General features: G+C 35.5%; 20 protein-coding genes. 6 read left to right on the forward strand and 14 right to left on the reverse strand.

Translation table 11 applies throughout. The features are described 5' to 3' along the window. The first annotated feature begins 96 nt into the window (after positions 1–96). The 3 genes from QM450_RS00180 to QM450_RS00190 all read left to right on the forward strand — a co-directional run bounded on the left by QM450_RS00180 (position 97) and on the right by QM450_RS00190 (position 3,566). Positions 97–1,752, forward strand: coding sequence for an NFACT family protein (locus QM450_RS00180; RefSeq protein WP_414319317.1), 1,656 nt, complete (start codon positions 97–99; stop codon positions 1,750–1,752). Between the two features lie 59 nt (positions 1,753–1,811). Continuing rightward, complete coding sequence (locus QM450_RS00185) at positions 1,812–2,669, forward strand: YitT family protein (protein ID WP_414319318.1); 858 nt, start codon at positions 1,812–1,814, stop codon at positions 2,667–2,669. A 44-nt stretch (positions 2,670–2,713) separates the two neighbouring features. Continuing rightward, positions 2,714–3,566, forward strand: a protein-coding gene (locus QM450_RS00190) for an IS630 family transposase (RefSeq protein ID WP_414319426.1) whose coding sequence is annotated in 2 segments (ribosomal slippage) — positions 2,714–3,033 and positions 3,032–3,566 — 855 coding nt in all. Because the reading frame shifts where the segments join, the coding sequence is not laid out codon by codon here. A 70-nt stretch (positions 3,567–3,636) separates the two neighbouring features. Here QM450_RS00190 and nox read toward each other — a convergent pair. Further along, complete coding sequence (nox, locus tag QM450_RS00195) at positions 3,637–5,016, reverse strand: H2O-forming NADH oxidase (protein ID WP_414273454.1); 1,380 nt, start codon at positions 5,014–5,016, stop codon at positions 3,637–3,639. Between the two features lie 346 nt (positions 5,017–5,362). Here nox and QM450_RS00200 point away from each other — a divergent pair, with 346 nt between their 5' ends. Genes QM450_RS00200 through QM450_RS00210 form a run of 3 tightly spaced genes read left to right on the forward strand, consistent with a single transcriptional unit; the run spans position 5,363 to position 8,146 of the window. Further along, positions 5,363–6,253, forward strand: a complete 891-nt coding sequence (locus tag QM450_RS00200) for an FAD:protein FMN transferase (RefSeq protein ID WP_414319319.1) — start codon at positions 5,363–5,365, stop codon at positions 6,251–6,253. 34 nt (positions 6,254–6,287) lie between these two features. Further along, positions 6,288–6,893, forward strand: coding sequence for an NADPH-dependent FMN reductase (locus QM450_RS00205; RefSeq protein ID WP_153224737.1), 606 nt, complete (start codon positions 6,288–6,290; stop codon positions 6,891–6,893). A 17-nt stretch (positions 6,894–6,910) separates the two neighbouring features. Beyond that, positions 6,911–8,146 carry an NAD(P)H-dependent oxidoreductase gene (locus tag QM450_RS00210; protein WP_315639245.1) on the forward strand — a complete coding sequence of 412 codons (1,236 nt, stop codon included), beginning with the start codon at positions 6,911–6,913 and terminating at the stop codon, positions 8,144–8,146. 242 nt (positions 8,147–8,388) lie between these two features. Here QM450_RS00210 and QM450_RS00215 read toward each other — a convergent pair whose 3' ends face one another. From QM450_RS00215 to pezA, 13 genes are all read right to left on the reverse strand, one after another. Beyond that, positions 8,389–8,646: a DUF896 family protein gene (locus QM450_RS00215; RefSeq protein WP_000187071.1), complete on the reverse strand. Its 258-nt coding sequence runs from the start codon at positions 8,644–8,646 to the stop codon at positions 8,389–8,391. Positions 8,647–8,675: 29 nt separating this feature from the next. After that, positions 8,676–10,712: a glycine--tRNA ligase subunit beta gene (gene glyS / locus QM450_RS00220; protein ID WP_414319320.1), complete on the reverse strand. Its 2,037-nt coding sequence runs from the start codon at positions 10,710–10,712 to the stop codon at positions 8,676–8,678. 282 nt (positions 10,713–10,994) lie between these two features. After that, positions 10,995–11,912 (reverse strand): glycine--tRNA ligase subunit alpha, encoded by a 918-nt coding sequence (gene glyQ, locus QM450_RS00225; RefSeq protein WP_414319321.1) that lies wholly within the window; start codon positions 11,910–11,912, stop codon positions 10,995–10,997. 18 nt (positions 11,913–11,930) lie between these two features. Then, a complete protein-coding gene (locus QM450_RS00230) occupies positions 11,931–12,692 on the reverse strand; it encodes an elongation factor Tu (RefSeq protein WP_414319322.1) in 762 nt (253 codons plus the stop codon). Between the two features lie 478 nt (positions 12,693–13,170). Continuing rightward, a complete protein-coding gene (locus QM450_RS00235) occupies positions 13,171–14,358 on the reverse strand; it encodes a tyrosine-type recombinase/integrase (RefSeq protein ID WP_414312223.1) in 1,188 nt (395 codons plus the stop codon). Continuing rightward, positions 14,330–14,599, reverse strand: a complete 270-nt coding sequence (locus tag QM450_RS00240; protein WP_000450956.1) for a DUF3173 family protein — start codon at positions 14,597–14,599, stop codon at positions 14,330–14,332. The genes QM450_RS00235 and QM450_RS00240 overlap by 29 nt, the downstream gene beginning before the upstream one ends. Positions 14,600–14,871: 272 nt before the next feature. Further along, entirely contained in the window at positions 14,872–15,096 is a 225-nt protein-coding gene (locus QM450_RS00245) for a helix-turn-helix domain-containing protein (RefSeq protein WP_004261340.1), read from the reverse strand. Between the two features lie 103 nt (positions 15,097–15,199). Beyond that, entirely contained in the window at positions 15,200–17,029 is a 1,830-nt protein-coding gene (locus QM450_RS00250) for an SAG1250 family conjugative relaxase (RefSeq protein WP_414319323.1), read from the reverse strand. Further along, positions 17,016–17,381 carry a MobC family plasmid mobilization relaxosome protein gene (locus QM450_RS00255; protein ID WP_414319324.1) on the reverse strand — a complete coding sequence of 122 codons (366 nt, stop codon included), beginning with the start codon at positions 17,379–17,381 and terminating at the stop codon, positions 17,016–17,018. Before QM450_RS00255 ends, QM450_RS00250 begins: the two co-directional genes overlap by 14 nt. A 1-nt stretch (position 17,382) precedes the next feature. After that, positions 17,383–17,742, reverse strand: a complete 360-nt coding sequence (locus tag QM450_RS00260; protein WP_414319325.1) for an SAG1252 family conjugative relaxosome accessory protein — start codon at positions 17,740–17,742, stop codon at positions 17,383–17,385. A 924-nt stretch (positions 17,743–18,666) separates the two neighbouring features. Then, on the reverse strand, positions 18,667–21,165 hold the full coding sequence (locus QM450_RS00265) for a Spaf_1101 family AAA-like ATPase (RefSeq protein WP_414319326.1): 2,499 nt from the start codon (positions 21,163–21,165) through the stop codon (positions 18,667–18,669). 27 nt (positions 21,166–21,192) lie between these two features. After that, complete coding sequence (gene pezT / locus QM450_RS00270) at positions 21,193–21,954, reverse strand: type II toxin-antitoxin system toxin PezT (protein WP_414319327.1); 762 nt, start codon at positions 21,952–21,954, stop codon at positions 21,193–21,195. Beyond that, a complete protein-coding gene (pezA, locus tag QM450_RS00275; RefSeq protein WP_000579610.1) occupies positions 21,954–22,430 on the reverse strand; it encodes a type II toxin-antitoxin system antitoxin PezA in 477 nt (158 codons plus the stop codon). Before pezA ends, pezT begins: the two co-directional genes overlap by 1 nt. Positions 22,431–22,484: the final 54 nt, after the last annotated feature.

Raw genomic sequence — 22,484 nt, forward strand, 5'->3', positions numbered from 1 at the left:
CGATTCTCTTTACTTGGCTTTATTATATCACATTTCTATGATTTTATTCTACCTTTTTGATATAATACTATGGAATACATTCACGAGGAGAGAACCATGTCATTTGATGGATTTTTTTTACACCACATGGTTGAGGAATTGCGAACTGAACTACTCAATGGTCGCATCCAAAAGATAAATCAACCCTTTGACCAAGAACTGGTCTTGCAAATCCGTAGCAATCGTAAAAGTCATCGTTTGCTCCTGTCTGCCCATCCAGTTTTTGGACGCATCCAGTTAACAGAGTCCACCTTTGAAAACCCTGCTCAGCCATCTACTTTTATTATGGTATTGAGAAAGTATCTTCAAGGAGCAGTTATTGAATCAATCGAGCAGATCGAAAACGATCGTATCGTGGAAATCACAGTTTCCAATAAAAACGAGATTGGGGACCATATCCAGGCTACCTTGATTATCGAGATTATGGGAAAACACAGTAATATTCTACTCGTAGATAAAAGTAGTCACAAAATCCTTGAAGTTATCAAGCATATCGGTTTCTCTCAAAATAGCTACCGTACCTTATTACCAGGTGCTACTTATATCGCTCCTCCAAGTACAGAAGCTCTCAATCCTTTTATGGTCAAGGACGAAAAACTCTTTGAGATTCTACAAACCCAAGAGTTAACTGCTAAAAATCTTCAAAACCTCTTTCAAGGTCTGGGACGTGATACGGCAAATGAATTGGAAAACATTCTGGTTAGTGATAAACTGTCTACTTTCCGAAACTTTTTCAATCAAGTAACCAAGCCATGCTTGACAGAGACTTCCTTCAGCCCAGTTCCTTTTGCAAATCGTGTAGGAGAGCCTTTTGCTAGCCTTTCTGACTTGCTGGACACCTACTATAAGGACAAGGCTGAACGAGACCGCGTCAAACAGCAAGCCAGTGAACTCATTCGTCGTGTTGAAAATGAACTTCAAAAAAATCGACATAAGCTTAAAAAACAAGAAAAAGAATTACTGGCGACAGACAACGCTGAAGAATTTCGTCAAAAAGGAGAATTGCTGACAACCTTCCTCCACCAAGTGCCTAACGACCAAGACCAGGTTATCCTAGACAACTACTATACTAATCAACCTATCACCATTGCGCTTGATAAGGCTCTGACTCCCAACCAGAATGCCCAACGCTATTTTAGACGTTACCAGAAACTCAAAGAAGCTGTCAAATACTTGACTGATCTGATTGAAGAAACCAAGGCAACCATTCTCTATCTGGAAAGTGTGGAGACCGTCCTCAACCAAGCTGGACTAGAAGAAATCGCTGAAATTCGTGAAGAATTGATTCAAACCGGCTTTATCCGTAGAAGACAGCGGGAGAAAATCCAGAAACGCAAAAAACCAGAACAATATCTAGCAAGCGATGGCAAAACCATCATCTATGTTGGCCGAAACAACCTACAAAACGAGGAGCTAACCTTTAAAATGGCCCGCAAGGAGGAACTTTGGTTCCATGCCAAGGACATTCCTGGAAGCCACGTTGTCATCTCAGGAAATCTTGAGCCATCTGATGAAGTCAAGACAGACGCAGCAGAACTTGCAGCCTACTTCTCTCAAGGTCGCCTGTCAAATCTGGTCCAGGTAGATATGATTGAAGTCAAGAAACTCAATAAACCAACTGGCAGAAAACCAGGCTTTGTCACCTACACAGGACAAAAGACCCTCCGTGTCACACCAGACCCTGAAAAAATTGTATCAATGAAAGTAAAATAAGGACTTTTAACCTGAAGCCTGTCAACATTTTAGATTTAAAATAATAGGAGGTAAGCTCAATGCTACGGCATATCAAATCTATTTTAACCATTATATTCGGAGCTGCCATCTATGCCTTCGGACTCACGTATTTCGTTGTGCCCCACCACTTATTCGAGGGGGGAGCAACTGGGATCACCTTGATTACCTATTATCTCTTTAACATTCCCATCTCCTTGATGAACCTGTTAATCAATATCCCGCTCTTTATTCTAGCCTGGAAAATATTTGGTTCAAAGACTCTGTACACAAGTTTGCTCGGAACAATTTCCTTATCCATTTGGTTAGCAATCTTTGAGAAGATTCCTCTCAGCTTTAATCTTGAGGGAGATCTGGTTATTGTTGCATTAGTTGCGGGTGTTCTTTTAGGACTTGGTCTGGGTATTATCTTCAATGCTGGTGGTACCACTGGTGGAACAGATATCGTCGCTCGAATCCTGAACAAGTACACCAATATCTCCGTGGGGAAATTACTCTTTGCACTAGACTTCCTCATCTTAATGCTCATTTTAATAATCTTCCAAGACCTTCGTCTCGTTACTTATACACTTCTATTTGACTTCATCGTCTCAAGAGTTATTGACTTGATTGGTGAAGGCGGATATGCTGGAAAAGGTTTTATGATTATCACTCAAAAGCCTATGGAAGTGGCAGATAAAATCAATGAAGAGTTAGGTCGAGGTGTCACCTTCATATCTGGACAAGGTTACTACAGTCAAAAAGATTTAAAAATTATCTACTGTATCGTAGCAAGAAATGAAATGATTAAGATGAAAGAATTGATTCATACAATCGATCCTAAAGCCTTTATCACCATCACTGAAGCTCACGAAATTCTTGGAGAAGGCTTCACCTTTGTAAAAGAAGAAACTTCCTAACACATAGACAACAAAAATAGTACATAATGTGGTATAATCTTTTTATGGCATATTCAATAGATTTTCGTAAAAAAGTTCTCGCTTATTGTGAGAGAACAGGTAGTATAACAGAAGCATCACACATTTTCCAAATCTCACGTAATACCATTTATTGCTGGTTAAAGCTAAAAGAGAAAACAGGAGAGCTAAACCATCAAGTAAAAGGAACAAAACCAAGAAAAGTTGATAGAGATAGACTTAAAAACTATCTTACTGACAATCCGGACGCTTATTTGACTGAAATAGCTTCTGAATTTGGCTATCATCCAACTACTATCCACTATGCTCTCAAAGCTATGGGGTACACTCGAAAAAAAGAATCACACCTACTATGAACAAGATCCAGAAAAAGTAGCTTTATTTCTTAAAAAATTTAATAGTTTAAAGCATCTAGCACCTGTTTATATTGATGAAACAGGATTCGATACTTATTTTTATCGAGAATATGGTCGCTCTTTAAAAGGTCAGTTAATAAGAGGTAAAATATCTGGAAGAAGATATCAGAGGATCTCACTGGTTGCAGGGCTAACAAATGGTGAGTTAATCGCTCCAATGACTTACGAAGAGACGATGACGAGCGACTTTTTTGAAGCTTGGTTTCAGAAGTTTCTCTTACCAACATTAAACACACCATCAGTTATTATTATGGATAATGCAAGATTCCATAGAATGGGTAAGCTAGAGTTCTTATGTGAAAAATTTGGGCATAAACTTTTACCACTTCCTCCCTACTCACCTGAGTACAATCCTATTGAGAAGAAATGGGCTCATATTAAAAAGCATCTCAAAAAAGTATTGCCAAGTTGCAATACTTTTTTCGAGGCTCTTTTGTCCTGTTCTTGTTTCAGTTTATTATAACTTCGAATTTGAAGTTACTATTTTTTTGATGATAAAAACGGAAGAAACAAATCTTCCGTTTTACAAATCATTATTTTTCAGCTGTAAGTGCAGCCATTGTGATGTAGTTATATGGTTTGTTGAAGTGTGGCAAGAAGAATAGGTCTGTCAATGCCAATTTTTCAATTGTAACATGTTCTTGGATAGCCAATGAGAACATGTGAATTCCCATAGCAATTCCAGGATCACGTGATACCATTTGAGCACCAAGGATTTCACGGCTATCTTTGTCGAAGACAATCTTGATAGCTACTTCATGGTTGTCATGTTTCATAAATTCTGGTTTTTGAAGATCGTTGAAGCCAGTTTCAGTTGCATTGTAGCCTGCAGCTTTTGCTTTTTCAAGAGTCAAACCAGTTGAAACCATGTGAAGACCGTAGATAGAGATACCGTTTGATCCTTGAACACCGATTCCTTCAAGCTCATGTCCACAAGCATTGTAAGCACCAACGATACCAGTACGTACAGCGTTTGATGCAAGAGCGATGTAGCTAGTGTCTTTACGAGCGTTGTCATAAACAGTTGCACAGTCACCCACAGCGAACACACCTGGAAGTGAAGTTTCTTGTTTCTTGTTAACAAGGAAAGCACCGTTGCGGAAGAGTTCAATCTTACCATCAGCAAGAGCTGTGTTAGGACGGAAACCAACTGCAAGAATAACCATATCAACGTCAAAGCTTTCTTTGTCAGTGATCAAGCGTTCAACTTTACCGTCACCTTCGATAGCTTTAACAGTTTGTCCAAGTGCCAAGCGGATGTTGTGGTCTTCCAAGTTCTTAGCCATCAATTGCGTGAAGTCTTTATCGTAGTAACCGTTTAAGACTGTGTCTACGATATCAACAAGGACAACTTCTTTTCCAAGACGTTCGAATGCTTCAGCAAGCTCAACACCGATGTATCCACCACCGACAACAGCGATACGTTCAAGATGTTTGCTCTTATCAGCAAGTTTGTTAATCACTTCTTCCGCATTTTGGTACAATTTAACGAATTGTACATTTTCAAGAGTTGCTTTGAATTCGCGGTTACCTTTAACAATTTCAACACCTTCGATTGGTGGCAAGATTGGTGTAGAACCAGTTGCAAAGATCAATTTTTCGTATGATTCTTTGTGTTCTTTTCCGTCAACTTCTGCAGTAACAACTTTGTTGTCATAGTCGATTGAAAGAACTGGTGAGTTCATGTAAACTTTAGCACCCTTTGCTTCCAATTTTTCTTTATCTGAGTAGAAGAGACCTTCTGGACCATCGATTTGCTCACCAATCCATAGAGCCATTCCACATCCTAGGAATGAAATGTTTGAGTTTTGGTCAAAAACAACGATTTCATTTTCACTTCCAAAATTGTCCAACATAGTGTTGATACAAGCTGTTCCAGCGTGGTTAGCACCCACGACTACGATTTTACTCATAAGATAATTCCTACCTTTAATTTTTTTTACCTTTCCAGTATATCATTTTCTGTGAGCGTTTACAAGCTTTTTACTTGTTTTCCCTTATTTTCGAAAATACTAGAAACATATATTAATTTATTTTCAGTGTTTTCAAATTAAATTTTAAGGAAATATAGTTTTTTTGAGCATATTTCTTGACTTTTTGTAAAAAATAATTTGTGAAAACGCTAACTTTATGATATTCTATTTATATGGAAATGAAATATAAATCTTCAGATTGCTTTCATATCTGGATTTACAACTATTTCCAATTGATTTGAAGGGAGTTGATTTTTTGCCTTTCAGTTCATTATCTGAACGGTTAATGGGAACTACGATTACTATTTCCTTGGTACATGAACAAGCGGATAATCTTCTCCGTCAAGCTTTTAATTTGCTCAAGGAACTTGAATTTCGATTTAATGCGAATAGCACCGAATCGGAATTGATGGAAATTAACTATCAGGCGGGAATTGCCCCAGTTAAGGTCCACCCTGATTTGTTTGAACTGATTTCCTTAGGTTTAGACCATAGTCTAGCGCCTGGAAGTCATCTCAATATCAGTATCGGTCCCTTGGTTCAAACCTGGCGTATTGGTTTTTCCGATGCGAAAGTTGCTAGTCCTGAAGAAATTTCTTCCGTTTTACCATTGATAGAGCCCCGTTTTATCAAGCTTGATTCAATTGATTCTACTGTTTTTTTAGAAAAAAAAAGGATGAAAATTGATTTAGGCTGTTTAGCAAAGGGGTATAGCGCAGATAAGGTTGCTACTTTCTTAAAAGAAAATGGTGTCACTTCTGCTCTGATCAATCTTGGAGGAAATATCCTTACCATTGGTAATAACCAAGCCAGAAATGGACAACCTTGGCAAATTGGTATTCAAGACCCTAATCATCCACGTGGTAATCACCTGATGACCTTATCTATTACTGGAAAATCCGTTGTTACTTCTGGAATTTATGAACGGCATCTTGAAATCGATGGAAAGGATTATCATCACATTTTCGATAGTGAAACTGGCTATCCTATTGAAACGGATTTGGCTAGTTTAACCATTATATCTGACCGCTCAGTTGATGGTGAGATATGGACCACACGATTGTTTGGTGAACGTAGCGCTTCTATCATGTGGCAAATCGAAAATATCGATGGAATCGAAGCCATCCTTATTGATAAAGATGGACATATCGCTTGTTCATCCGGTATCCAAAGATAAATAATAAATAATGCAAAAAGAGAAAGGAAAGCTCATGCTAAAACTTATTGCTATTGTAGGAACCAACTCTAAACGTTCCACAAACCGCCAACTGCTTCAATATATGCAAAAACACTTTGCTGATAAAGCAGAAATCGAATTGGTAGAAATTAAAGACCTACCAGTCTTCAACAAGCCTGCAGATAAACTTATTCCTGCAGAAGCCTTGGAAATCGCTGCAAAAATTGAAGCAGCTGATGGTGTGATTATCGGTACTCCTGAATATGATCACTCAATTCCTGCCGTTCTTATGAGCGCTCTTGCTTGGATTTCTTATGGAGTATTTCCACTCCTTAACAAACCAGTGATGATCACAGGTGCTTCATACGGTACACTCGGTTCATCACGTGCTCAATTGCAACTCCGTCAAATCTTGAATGCACCAGAAATTAAAGCAAATGTTCTCCCAGATGAGTTCTTGCTCTCTCATTCTCTTCAAGCATTCGATAAGAATGGTGACTTGGTAGATCTTGATGTCATCAAGAAATTAGATGCCATCTTTGATGACTTCCGTATCTTTGTTAAAGTGACTGAAAAATTGCGTAACGCACAAGAACTTCTTCGTAAAGATGCAGAAGAATTTGACTGGGAAAATTTGTAAGATAGGAGATCGAAAGAATGAAATTTGTTGGACTTGTTGGATCAAACTACGACCAATCATATAACCGCAAACTCTTGGAATTCATCCGTCGTAACTTCAAACTGAAATTTGAATTAGAAGTTCTTGAAATCGATGAAGTTCCAATGTTTAACCAAGACGAAAAATGGGACGAAAGCTTCCAATTGCGCCTTCTTTACAATAAAATTACTCGTGCCGATGGTGTGATTATTGCTACTCCTGAGCACAACCATACAATTTCTGCTTCGCTCAAGTCAGTTCTTGAATGGCTTTCATATGAAGTACATCCATTCGAAAACAAACCAGTGATGATCGTGGGTGCTTCTTACTACGACCAAGGAACTTCTCGTGCGCAAGTTCACCTTCGTAAGATTCTTGACGCACCAGGGGTGAATGCTTACACATTACCAGGTAATGAATTCCTTCTTGGAAAAGCTAAAGAAGCTTTTGATGCTAACGGAAATATTATCAACGAAGGAACTGTTAAATTCCTTGAAACTTGCTTAGATAACTTTGTCAAATACGTAGGAGTCGTTTCTAAATTGAAAAAACCAAAACCAATTGAACCAGAAGACTTGGATTGTGGAAAACCAATCGCTACAACTATTACAGAAGTTGATCCTGACGATCCAAACTGGGTAGAAAAAGTCGCTGAAATCACAGGTGCTGTTTCAGGTGATACATATGTTAAACTTGACCATGGTATCTTGACTGTTAACCAAATTGATATGTTCTTGAAAGCTATGCCTTTTGAATTGACATACGCTGACGATAACAACCAATTCCTCTACTACAACAACGCTCACCAAGATCCTGATACAATGTTTGCAAAACGTGTACCATCTCAATCTGGTAGCCGTATGTCAACAGTTCATGGTTCACTTCCACCAGCACGTATGAAAAATGTTGAGTGGGTTATCGGAACACTTCGCAATGGTAACCAAGAATACGTACGTACAATCGTTCCTGGTTCACCTGCAGGTGTTATTAACACTCACAACTACCAAGCAATGTACTATCCTGACGGATCATATGCTGGTATCAATGAAATTGTCTTTAACTTCCAACCATGGCTTGACTGGTACTTGAAAGAAACAGGTCAACGCTTGGTAGGAGGAAGCGGACCGTTTGCTCCTGCTGGAGGCCACGGTGACGCAGATGCTACTTCTGGGGCTTCTGACTCAGCTGACGGCGGCCATGGAGATGCGGATGCTACTTCTGGTGCAAGTAACTAATACTCAATGAAAATCAAAGAGCAAACTAGGAAGCTAACCGCAGGTTGCTCAAAGCACTGCTTTGAGGTTGTAGATAGAACTGACGAAGTCAGTAACATATATACGGCAAGGTGAAGCTGACGTGGTTTGAATTTGATTTTCGAAGAGTATAAAATTTAATACTAAAGGAACCTCTTTAGGTTCCTTTTTTTAAAACAAAAACTCGGTTAGATTTTACTAACCGAGTTTTCTATATCTCAAAATTATGAATTTGGATCGTCAAGACTACGACCATGCAAGCCTTTTTCACGTTGTACCTGACGAAGTTTCTCAGGAGTCACATCATTTCCATCTTCATCGACGATTTTGATTCCTTCAATGTGATGACGAACTGAACGACGATAGCCTTCGATATATTCCTCACGAAGTTTAGCTTGTTCTACTTTTTCTTCTGCAGTCAAGCCTTCAGTTTTTTTCTTTTTCGCAAGCTCATTAATACGAGCGATTTTTTCTGGTGTCATATTTGAACCTCCAATCTACTTTTTAATTTCTATTTTGTATTAAGAAGATTAAAAGCAGCGACAGTTTTTGCTTTATTCACAAGTTCAGTTAGAATAGCTAGGCGATTATTCTTAACATCAACATCCTCTGCCATAACCATTGTATTGTCAAAGAATGCATCAATAACAGGACTAAGAGCAAATAACTGCGTTAATTTATCACTAGCTGAACCTTTCAATTCTAGATTTTCTACTGCTTGAGCTAGTTCTTTTTCTTGTTCATTTTCAAAGAGGCTAATATCAACTTTGATTGAACCTTCTGCTTTTTCAGCTAAGTTAAAGGCACGAGATAATGATTCAACTGATGATTTGTAGTTTTCAGTTTTTGCAACTTCAGTTAAGGCTTCTGCTGCTTCAATCATATCTGCAACAACAAAGTTTGAACTTGCAAGAACAGCCTCTTTAATATCTTTTGCAGTAGAACCCATCATCTTATCAACACGAGCTTTGATGAAGTTAAGCACTTCTTCTTGATTATCGTAAGTTAGGCTATCAAATGATAAAGCATAAAGGCTAGCAATCAATTCGTCCATTGGAATATTCCAGCCGAAGTCTTCTAAGATACGGACAATCCCTTGTGTTGCACGACGAAGAGCATAAGGGTCATTTGAACCAGATGGAATCAAGCCAACAGAGAAGAAGGACAAGAGAGTATCCAATTTATCAGCTAGTGCAAGGATAGCTCCGACTTTAGACTCAGGAAGAGCACCATCTGCAGAATCTGGAAGGTAGTGTTCACGAATAGCTTGTGCTACTGCTGCATTCTCACCAGCGAGAAGAGCATATTTCTCACCCATGATCCCTTGAAGCTCATCAAATTCACCAACCATACCAGTCAAGAGGTCAAACTTATAAATGGCTGCAGCACGAGCAAGGTCAACAGTTTCATCAACTGATAAACCTGCTTTTTCTGCCAAAAGGATAGCAATTTGCCCGGTACGAATCATGTGCTCACGAAGTGAACCAATCTTTTCATGGAAGGTTACGTGTGATAATTTAGCTACAAGATCTTCAATCTTGAGTTTTTGGTCTTCACGCCAGAAGAATTCACCATCTTCAAGACGTGCCACCAAGACTTTCTCATTTCCTCGGATGACATTATCCAAATACTCTGCATTTCCGTTACGAACAGAAATAAAGTTTGGTTTTAGATTTCCATCAAGGTCACGAACTACAAAGTAGCGTTGGTGAGTTTCCATTGAAGTGACTAAAACTTCTTCTGGAACCTCTAGGTACTTAGGATCAAAATTCCCCATAAAGGCAGTTGGGTATTCAACCAAATTCAAAACTTCATTCAAGAGTCCTTCATCAATTTGTACTTGAACACCTTCTGCAGATTCGATAGCCTTAATTTGCTCACGAATCATATTTTCGCGTTCAGTGCTATCTGCAATAACATAAACTTTGCGCAGGTCTTCTTCATAGCTGTCAGCATGCTGAATTTCTACTTCGTGACCAAGGAAACGATGTCCACGGCTAACTCTTCCTGAGTGAATATCTAAGAAATCCATATCGAGTGCCACATCATCCAAAAGAACTGTCAACGTATGGACTGGACGGATATATTCAAAGGTATTGTTTGCCCAGTGCATACTTACTGGGAAGCTTAAGCTAGCCAATACTTCTGGAATTCCAGCCAAAACTTCCTCAGCTGGTTTTCCAGCTTCATGCTTAGTCACGTAGACATATTCTTCACCCTTAATTTCACGGAATTCGATATCATCTACAGTCAAGCCTTTACCACGGACAAACCCTTGCGCTGCTTTAGAGAAATTTCCTTCTGCATCCAAAGCAATTTTTTTAGAAGGTCCTTTAAAATCTTCAGTCAAATCCGTTTGTTGGTCTGCCAAGCCAAGTACGCGAACAGCCAAACGACGTGGAGTTGAAAAAGTTTGAATTCCTTCGTATGAAAGGCGGTTATTATCCAAAAAGGCTGCCATTTTTTCACCTAGTTGTTTTTCACTTGGTGTGACAACGTAGGCTGGTAACTCTTCGAGTCCTAGTTCTACTAATAAATTTTTTGCCATGTTTTTTCCTTTACAAAATTTCTTCTTTTTGATAGGCACCTTAGGTACTGGGGACGTTGCTAACTAACTTTGTGAGTCTGTGGGGAAATCTTCTGTCTTCTTGACAAAGATTTCCAACAGTCTCATCAAAGTGGATTTAGGCAACTGATTTTTGAACCCAAAGTTTCAAAAATCCCCAGATATCAGTACGGCGGTGCCTATCCCTTTAGCAAGTCTTCGACTTGCCTCTGAGTGCCATACGGGCTCACTTTGTTCGCCCTTTTTCTATTCTTGTAACTGTTTTTATTCTTCCTCTTCTGCTAGGAGTTTTGCACGTGTTGCTTCATCAAGAAGTGGATATCCGAGTTTCTTGCGTTCTGCGACGAAGGTCTTGGCTACAACACGAGCCAAGTTACGAATACGAGCGATATAACCAGCACGTTCTGTAACGGATACAGCACCACGAGCGTCGAGTAAGTTAAAGGTATGTGAACATTTCAAAACGTAGTCATAGGCTGGGTGTACAAGTCCCAATTCCAAAGCACGTCCTGCTTCTTTTTCGAATTTCTCAAAGTTTTCAAGAAGCATATCTTGATCAGAAACTTCAAAGCTGTATTTTGAGTGTTCGTATTCTGGTTGAAGGAAAATTTCTCCATATTTAACTCCTGGAGCCCACTCAATATCGTAAACTGAGTCTACTTCTTGAATATAAGAAGCTAAACGCTCTAAACCATAAGTTACTTCAGCTGTAACAGGACCAGTTGCCAAGCCACCGACTTGTTGGAAATAAGTGAACTGAGTGATTTCCATACCGTCAAGCCAAACTTCCCAACCAAGACCTGCAGATCCAGTTGATGGGTTTTCCCAGTTATCTTCAACAAAACGAATATCGTGTTCCAAAGGATTGATACCCAATTTTTTCAATGACTCAAGGTAGAGTTCTTGGATGTTTGATGGTGATGGTTTCATGACCACTTGGAATTGGTGGTGTTGGTAGAGACGGTTTGGATTTTCCCCGTAACGACCGTCTGCTGGACGACGTGATGGCTCTACATAAGCTGCATTCCACGGCTCAGGACCAATAGCACGAAGGAAAGTGTAAGGACTCATGGTTCCCGCACCTTTTTCGTTATCATAAGCCTGCATAAGCATACAACCCTGATCATTCCAGTATTGTTGCAAAGTAAGGATGATTTCCTGGAAAGTCAATTTTTTAGACATTATTTACTCCTTTAGTTTTTATATTTCTTTTTCAATTAATTTCTGCTGAACAAACCAATTTAACAAGGGAAGAGTTTTATCTGTATTTGCCCATAAATGATAAGAATCGAAGACCGCTTGTACACTACCTAGATTTTCTACCAACTTATCTATTGTCAAAAAACTACGCCAGTATTCGTAAAAAATACTTGCATAATTCTTATCATAAGTCGAAGAACCAAACTCATTCAATGAATGCCAACCATACTTCTTCTGAAAAAGTTCTACGAGAGATTGATTACAAATTTTTTCCGCTTGAAATTCCTTTTCTGTCAAGAAATACTTGCGACTAATATATTCAACCATCCCCTCTTCGAACCAGATATAAGAGTCGTAACCATCAAAATCATCTAAAAAATGCTCCGACCAATGAGCTAACTCATGTCCTACAATCTGTAAGAGGAAATTTTCAGATAAAGAATGATAGTGACTTTCTATTGCTTGAGTTTGCTGAGAACACTCGTAATCCATCAACTGATACAAATACAACTCTTTCCAAACAGCTAAATCAGGCGTCATAACCATTCGTCTATTATTTGTATAGGCTGGAACAGCGCTTTCCCTAATAATCTGTGTAGCAGCATTAAAACTTGACCAAATAACGGCTTGCGGTAAATCACAGACTGCAAGTTCATTCTTTAAAAAAGATTGATAATCTTTCAACTTTTCAGTATTTCTTACTACAAAATCACGAAATGCAGCTAGTTGACTATCGTCTTTTACAAGATAAAGGTTTTCCACGTCTCTCCTTTCTTTCACACAATAGACTGAATAAGCAAAAGAACCGCGTCCGACAATCCTAGGTTGATTTAACCTAGGGGCGTCAGAAACGCGGTTCCACCCTAATTTATTACTTCATTGTTTTTGAAAATACTACAGAAAGCGCCACACTCATCTCTCAATCACCTGACTCTCACTACCACAGGCTCGCTTGGGATTTACTGATAAGATATTCTTTCTTATTTTCTATTATATCAAAAAGAAATGAAAAAGTAAAATTATTTTATCACTAGTCCTATATATTTCTCAGCCAAATTAATTTAACGCTTCCCTTTTTGCCCCATTTGTGCCCCATGGAACATAAAAAGAAAAACCGCTACTCCTAAGAATAGCGGTTTAATCATGTTTTTAAGCTACTAATGTAGTCGCTCTATTATTTAAGAGTAACAATTTGCAAATTCTATTTTCTCCCAGTATTAGTGGGTTAATTCCTCAATTTTCAACTCTGGCAGGAATTTGGTAGGTAAATTGATAATCCAAGATTATCTAAACTGTTTGTAATCTCTTCTGAAATTGTTGAATCACCTGAATAATACCAGTGACTATATGTATTCAACGTGGTTGACTTATCAGCATGTCCTAATCGATATGAAACATATAAGGTATCCTTATGCAATACATTTATAAGATAGGATGCATGACTATGTCTTAATCCTTTCCCTGTAATTTCTGGTACACCAGTAATCCTAGCATGCCTTTTTATTATCCTAGAGATTGTAGACTTACACAAGGGCTCACCAAAACGTGATATTACATAATCTTTATCATCATTCTTGATTTGAACTTCTCGCCATTTTTTAAGTATTGTAATTGTAAAATCATCTAAATCAATTTTACGATTCCCTGCTACTGTCTTTGTTTGTTGTTTAGCATACCATACACCGTTTTTATCCTTCTCAATCGTCGAATGAACATGAATCCATTTACGTTCAAAATCAATATCTTCCCATTTAAGAGCAATACCCTCACTAACTCTTAAACCAGTCATAAAATATAACCAGATCGTCATGTAATTATGGAGTCCCTCATACTCACTAATATCAAAAGAGTTTATTACCTTCTTAAATTCATCAAATGTCCAAAATTTTGTATCAGGGTGCTTTCCTCTAGGATTATCTAATCCTTTAAAAGGAACTCTATCAATATAACCCAATCTTTCTGCATAGCCCAGACATGCTTTAAATCTAGACCACATATTTTTAGCATAGTTACTAGAATACTTGTCTATAATAGCTAAGCGAAATCTTTCACAGTCAATAGTACTAATATCTGATAATTTTTTACTACCAAATTGCTTAATAAATAACTGATGATGTGGTAAAGCGGTTTGATAAGTTACAAATTGAACTTTTTGTTGATAATATTTTAAATAAATCTCTTCCATAAACTCTCTAAAAGTTAGAAAACTATTATTAATAGTAGAGTTCACAAATTCATGTTTTAAACGAAGTATCTCTTCATATGCTTCCTTAAAAGAATTAAACGGTAATCCCTGTTGATTTTTCCTTCCTTTCTTTTGAATTCTTTTCCCAGTTATTGGATCAACTCCTAATTCAATTTGAAAATAAATTTTTCCTTTTGAATCTTTGTATACACCTTTATATTTCTTTGTCTTTGATATAACCATTTTTCTCACCTTCTATATCTGAAAAAGAAATACCAATTAAATTTTCTACAATATTTTTAGGAGCAATGCCTAACCTTTTATTATCGAAAGGTGAACATCCTAATTGTACCGCATTCTTATCATTTTTTCTAGCTTCTTCAAACTTTTTTACCGCAATCTTTTTTGCTTGTCTAATAATATTTCTCGATGTGTGCTCTGGAAAACCAATCGCAACTAAATCTTTATAGTTTACTGTTTCCATGATTTTACTACTTCCTTTCTTAGATTTTTTCACCTCCATGGCATGACTGATGAAGTCATCATAAGAATTTCACTTGCTGCTCTTTTACGGTGGCAGCCTGAACGGTCAGAAGTATCATTGTATATCATTTGTATCATGGCATATAAAGTATCGCTCTATTTTATTGATGGTTTTAAAATCGCTCTTATCATGGCGAGCCATTCAAATCTGCTCCACAAATGAGGAAAGTACCATTTTGGACTATTCAATTGTCAATGTGCTTTCTTAACCTACTACTTTTTGGAGTAATGGTCTTCTTTATTATCCACTCGACCTACAAGGTAGTCTAAACTTACCTTATAAAAATCTGCAAGTTTGATAAGGTCATTTATAGAGATTAACCTGCTACCAGCTTCCATTTTAGAATAAGCTGATCTTGTACAATTCAAAACGATTTTCGCAATATATTCTTGTGTCAAATCATCATCCTCACGTAAATCTCTAATCCTTTTCAACATCCAATGTCTCCTAAAACAAGTATAATATAGTTATTTTCTTATTTTTAAATATGTGACAAATTGGCACATGAAACTATTCTATATATACTTTTTAGGAAACTGTTTACTCTAAATGTATCTCATTTTCCTCAATAGATTTCATATTTTTTGTTTCCTTGTAATTCTTTATTGTACGATTAAACATTTCAAATTCATTTATAGCTTTTCTATGTTGTTCCTTCAGTTTTTCAATTATTCCTTTATAGAGGTATAAATCCTTCTCTATTGTATCTACTGAGCTTTTACCTTGAATATTTTTTTCTAAATTCCCAGAACTATTTGTCGTATCTTTCAACAATACTTCCTCTAAATTAGTTAAATCATCAATTTTATTTTGGACTTGTTCAATCATATTCTCTAGATATGATATTTGGGCAATGAAATCATTTGTTATATCTTCAAAATCATTCGGACTATTTTCCTCAGATATAAGAAAATCTAATTGTTCTATTTTTTCTTTAATTTTGCTAAGAGGTATTCTTCTATACATATACTGTGGTTCATACTGAAGATTAAATTGCTTAATCAAAGTTTTACCTTTCATAAAGCGATTTTTTTCTGCTGAATCTTTATGGTATACATAGTAAGAACTAGTTTCTCTGAGAAATACTTTAACTTTTTCTTCTTCCATATTGATTTGAATATTTGGTACAAAAATAAGTCCTTCTTGTCGGATGCCGAACTGTACCTTAATGTACATTCCATCGTCTACTACTTCTTCTATTTGATTAAGATTCAACTCTACCTCAAACTCATGAACTGCATCCCTATTTCTCTTGAAATCTTGATAGGATTTCCATACCACCTCTTCTGTCGGCAACTCTTTTTCTTTAATTAGCTTTTCTTCATTGTAAAGTTCAACTAAATTTTTATTATCTAAGAGAACAGTTTCATTTTTGATATTAAAATAGTCTTGAAAATAACTAATACTATACCGATTCGTTTTTACCAATTCCTGCTCTGAAATCTTAATCTCATCAAATTCAAATAGAACATGTTTTTCTTTCGGAATTATTTTTAATCCAAAAAATTCTGCTTGTTGAATCAATTCATTCATATTCTTCATTTTCGGAAGTAAAAATTCTAAGATGTTTATGATTTCCCTTTGAACAAACTTTTTCTTAAAATATGTTTCATTATAAGGTTGTTTTCTGCTCAATTTACTATCACGTACGACTTGTTTCATATTTGAATCAGTCATAAAAAAAGTAACATGCTTGTGTCTAAAATCAATTTTTAAATGTAAAGCTTTTGCTTTTTTCTTGAAATCTTCAAAATTTTTCGAGTTCTCGATTAGAAAATATACTCGTTGTTTTATTTCATATTTGTAATTTGTTTTGCGATAAACTTCATACTGACGATGCGAATAACGATTTTCTATAATTTTTGCCCCTGCAATTTTTGAAAGACGATCAGAAACCATTCGTAGATTATGTTCTGCCTTATAATCCCATAGAAACTTTTTATCAGAATTCTGATTAATTGAATTTAGAATGATGTGATTGTGGATATGATCTTTATCCACATGAGTTGCTACAATAAAACGAAATCTACCTCCTGTCAACTCTTTAACTGTCTGATAACCAATCCGATTGATTTGTTCAGGAGTGAGATGGTCATCTGGAGAAAAGGACTGAATGATGTGATGAGAATGAATTTTTCGTTGATTTACTTCTTGCCTATCATGACGAAATTCATAAAGAGTATCATTACTTAAAAAATTATCATTGTACATCTTCACTAGTTCTTTATAGTTAGGAAAATCTAAATAATTTCTCATACCAAAATCTGAAACTAGTGTTAGATTTTTTGTTTTACTTGGATTCAAAATATATTTGATTAGTTTACTACGATAATTTTTTCCATGAATCGCAAAGTGTTTAGTAATGACCATAAAATTTCCTCAATTTTTCAGATTGAATAAGAAAATCTTTCTCCACTTCTACTATTAACTCTTCTATACCTTTTCTCAACTCATTTAATTCAACTTCCGTTATTAAATTCGAATAATTTATGCTTCTGGCTATTTGATTAATATTATTTCCGATTCGTTTTAATTCAAAAATCAAATCTTGATAACTATTTGTATCAATGGTGATAAAATTCATACCAGGATCTAGTAGAGTTCGTCTAGCATATTCTGAGAATGATAAGCAGTTACTTTTTGAGATATTTTCATTCAATTTGACTAATTCTAGGTCAGATAAAAAGACTTTTTTTAAATTTGTTCTATATCGGTGCTCCACTCTACAACCTCATGTATTTGTTACGAAAATTTTCACTAAGAGGACTTGTTTTTTCTACCTCTTTAATTAATTCCTGAATACAAGTTAACAATATAGAAACATGTTCTTGAGTAACCTGATGATTTATTTTAGCAATTATTAATATTTCATGAACATCACGGCTAATTTGTTCCAACTTTTGTTTTTTCCAAAGGTTGAACCATTTTTCCATCTGTTTTTGTCCATCAGACAATAGTAAGCTTTTACGGAGAAAATCAGAAAAATTATCCTCTCCTTTCTCTCTCATTAAATCTATTATTTGTTTTTCTTCCGTTTCTGTTAAGCGAAATTGTTTCCGAATACTACGTATATCTCTTTTCATATGGCTTTTCCTCCCTCATAGATACTTGTACTGACAATGTAAGCTTACAGACACTGTCAGTACATTTTTCAAAATAGCTTCAACATTTTTGTAAGGCTTTGCGAGCTCAGATATTGTGTCCACAATATCCCAAAAATCATATCGCCAGCCGATCAAAACATTCTCAGTTTTGACAGCCAACGATAAGATAACTTGGTGGCTTCGCCCCCAAACCCCCAGAGAAAATCTAACATAGATTTTTACAAGTTGAGAAAAGTATATCCGAAGAAACTTGGAGAAGTTATCACAAATCAAGTAGGGACTAATCTCTAGCCCATCTCACACCACTGCATGTACCGTACAGCGCACAGTGTACAAACTAGGTTTTAACTAGAGCATTAAACTCACTCATATTCTCATTTTACAATTCGTTCTATCAGTACCGTCCTATATTTGTGATCAGCTCCCATCATTTACATTTTCAGGTCACTGTCTTTTGATACCAGGAATTAGAATTGACAAATTTAATTAGAGAGAGATTCATTTAATTGTTCACTTCTTCGCTCCATTTCCATTACAGAAATTTCTTCAATACTATGTGTTCAGCTGACTCCCATGATTCGTTGTACTACGTCCTAAACGCTCACGGAATAATCCGTACATCTTTCCTAGTTTAGTCTCGTAATTTACATATATAGGTTACGACACCTATTTGGATTTTAGAGTTCCTCATCCGCTATGTGGCTTCAAGTCACGATTCTGTTTATAGAGCCTTGATTTCGCTAATTCCTTCCTCTCCCCCCTACCTCACGATATTCAGGCTTAGGAGTCGCTATTGGTTTCATCTGCAGCAGATATCCACAGAGGACTTGGACCTCAGATGTACACTATGCCTGTCGAACAAAGAAAAAAGTAGGCTAAATTTCTAACCTACTTTTTCTGGCTCTACTCTGATAAAGCCGTCTCATATATAGACATTTTATGCTTGAAGGAATCTTTCCCTCCCTCTAATTGATTGATGATATGATTTTTTATATATTTTTCACTAACATATCCCTGTGATTCAATCCATCCGTTAACTCCATCTGACTCCATAATAACAACTTGATCTGTCATAGAATTTGTTACAATTGTAGCATTATGTGTTGCTAAAATAATTTGACGTTGAGCTTTCACATCTCTAAACTGCTGAACTAAATGCCTGTAAATATAACGATTGTCTAGATTATCTTCAGGCTGATCAATAATCAATGGTCTGAAGTCTTTAGAATAATCACTATACGCTAATAAAAAATCAAGCATGGCTACAACTTTTTGTCCCAAACTTAATACACCAACTTCTTTATAGAGAATATCAAGTTGTTGTGAGGTTTCTTTGGAGTTAATATTAAACTCTAAAAATAACCTTTCATTAGCTACATGCGCTTTTAAAACTCTTTTAAACTCATTTAATAAACTACTATTCTCAATTAAAGAGTAGATACTCGTTTTTAAATGCGTAATGTTGTATTCATTAATTTCAGATTTATCTCTCCAATTATTTTCTTGTTTTGCAAAATTATCTTCAGAGATACTTTTTAAAAGCATAAAATACTTATTAGGGATATTTTGTCTTACAATGACTTTAACAAATTCTTTCATTCCTAATTCCCGATAGATAAGATATAAAACGTCTGCTACATCTTGCATACTAATTCTATAATTATCAAACGAAGAACGACTATTCTTGAAAAGATAACTTTCGAAATGCGGTTCTTCCCATCTATCAATTTGCTCATAACAAATTCTTAACTTACCAATCTGAGTTTCATTAAAATCCTCAATAATTTCGAGTATTAATTGCTTCCGCTGTTTTAAATATTCATCAAGTTCCTTTAATTTTACTTCAAACGATTCGAGTGTCTGAGTTCTTAGCCCATAGTCTGGTCTAGGTAATTTTTTATTTTTAATCATTAAATTAGAAATAAATTCTGTAATTTTTTCACCGTCAGCTGTTCTAACTAACTCATTAACAGAATATCTCCTATCAAACATTTTCTCTAAAATTCTAGTTTTATCAACTAATCTAAAATAGTTACCTTCAACTTTATAAACTTTTGTGTACTGAGACCGTGTCCATTCTTTAATAGAGTCAGAATTAAATCTATAAGAATAGCCAAACCTATTCTCTCGATTTTGCCCATAATATTGTAAAATATTATCCTTATTTTCTTGTTTGACATCTGGCAAACTAACTTCAATAATATATTCAGTTTCTTCTAAAACATAGAGTACAAAAGCATTTGCATGGTTACATAGAAATTCCAATTTGCTTTGCTTATCACAATCTTGAGAAAGTACAAATTGTAGCATATCAATTAATGTGCTTTTTCCTGTACCTCTCCCTCCAATTAAACAATTCATAGATGGTGAAAATGTTAAAAAGAAGTCTTTATCTTTTTTTAATTTATCACCTGCAAGAAAGCTTCTATTTCCCCCACGATTTTCTATATATAATCCTTTTATATAAGACTTTTGTTTAAAGCTTGGCTCACATAAACTAACTGATACGTTATAATCAAACAATGCTTCTTGAAACATCTTGAAAGAAATTTTTCCACCTTTCAACCACAGATTGTTCTTCCCGAGTGAATCAATTTCGTGAGAATCATTATCTAATAGAAAGTTGGGCTCACAATTAAAATCTGTTAATAGTTTTTTTCTAGAACCTTCAATAGAATTTATATTTTTAATACCAATAAATCGTGTATTTTCTTTAGAAAAAATTTTTCGTTTATATGCACCTGATAAGTGAGAACCTTTTTTCAAAATGTCATAACTATTGAAATGAGCAATATAGTTAACTATTTTTTGATTATTGAAATCCTTCATTATAGTCAGTGAATGTTGATAACTTCCATCTTTCTCACTTATAATATTTTCACTTAACCATTGATTAACCCATGACTCTTGTTCATAATCATATATACATACAATATGCAATTTATCCGCTGCACTAATTTCTACTCCATGTAAAATATGAGGATGTATATCATAATTCGGATAAGTTTGCATTATGATTGAGACTGCCTTTTGCAACTTTTTAATACCTTTGGTAGTATTATGATCAGTTACTACAACTATTTCTATTCCATTTTTTATGATTGCCTCTGCTAACATAAGAAAACTAATATATTCTTTTGAACTAGAAAAAACAACCTTATCAAAATTACTAAAAAAAATTGTCTTATCAACTTTTATTTTCTTATTTTCAAAAAATATATCATATAGTTCATCTTCAGTAATTTTTCTATATTTCGTTGCAGTCCAATTAGAAAATAGCTTGTAATCATAAGAAACAGGTGTATGCAAATGCATTAAAGTCTTGTGAAAGCTACCGAATTTCTCTTTGGATTTTGTTAGTTCTTGATAAACAGACTTTATCTTGTTATTAAACCCTCTCACTTCTACTCTCCTAAAAATATAAATTGTTTATTTTTCAAGTAATTCATTAAGTCTCTTTTCCCCCACCTTCAACATCTCTTTCTCTACCTGACTCCACTCCCCAAAGAGTAACTCTTGAAGAATATCTGCTGCTGGAGCTGTATTTTCTTTTGAATCATATACACAACTTCTATCTCGTTGGTAAATTTGAATTCTTTCAAAGATAGCTAGTTCTTCCAATTGCCGTGTATTATCAACTAGATGATTTACAATGAAATCATGATGTTCTTTTGGAGTTGCACGTGCTTGATTTGGATTGATAGCGTATAGTTCTTCGTATCGGATAAGGGTGCTCAGATAGGACAGCTTAGGCTTTGTCGCAATCAAGGCTAATTGTACTTCATATCCCCTACTTTTCAAGAGTTGTGCTGTTTTCTTTGGAACATCAATCGTTCGTAAAGTTCCCTCTATCAAAAGATTGTATCCCAAATGACTCAATTCTGTTACTAAAGACTCTACCATTTTACCTGCAAAATCTTTGGTGTATTCTACACTATCTTTGCCATATTCTTGCTGCAGTTCTAAATAGTGTGGATGCTGAGAACGAAAACTATCGCCATCTATGATAACAATATTTCCTTGAAATTCTTTCTGTTTAATACGATGAATTGTAGTCTTGCCAGCACCACTTTGCCCTCCAAGCAAAATCGCTATAGGTTGCTTACTGGACTTTCTTCCTCTTGTCAGAGAACGAAGATTCCGTGCTAGAGCATGTTTGAATTCACTATCAGTATAATCTTGGATTTCCATTAAGCTACCATCCGTTTTTCAGATATCTCTAACATGCGCTCAATTCCATCCAAATAGCCGCTATATCTCTCTATTTCATCAAAAGTTTCAACTAAATAGATATTCGTATGAATCAAGTCAGATAGATCATCACTCATTAAAATCCAAGGATTAGATTCATCATCAATGCTAATTCCCTGACTATCTTGATAACGATAAAGTCGAGATAATAGATTAGCACCTCTTTCTTTCACTATTTCAATTTTTAAAGTCAGTTCATAATCTTCAACAGGATTAAGCATTTTGTCTTCTCCTACAATATCGACATAAGATACATTAAACTTTTGACAAATGATGTCTATTAGCTCCGTAGAGACTGAACTAGTTCCATTTTCATAACGACTCAAGCTATTTCGAGAAATTCCTATAATTTGGGCAAATTCGGGTTGTGTTAAGTCGTGTGTTTTACGTAAGGATTTTATGTTCTTTCCAATCATGGCAAACTCCTTTATTTTTATAATTCAATTATAGCATAAAAAAGTATAACGCAC

This window comes from Streptococcus infantis, assembly GCF_047464615.1.
Lineage (GTDB): Bacteria > Bacillota > Bacilli > Lactobacillales > Streptococcaceae > Streptococcus > Streptococcus infantis_Y.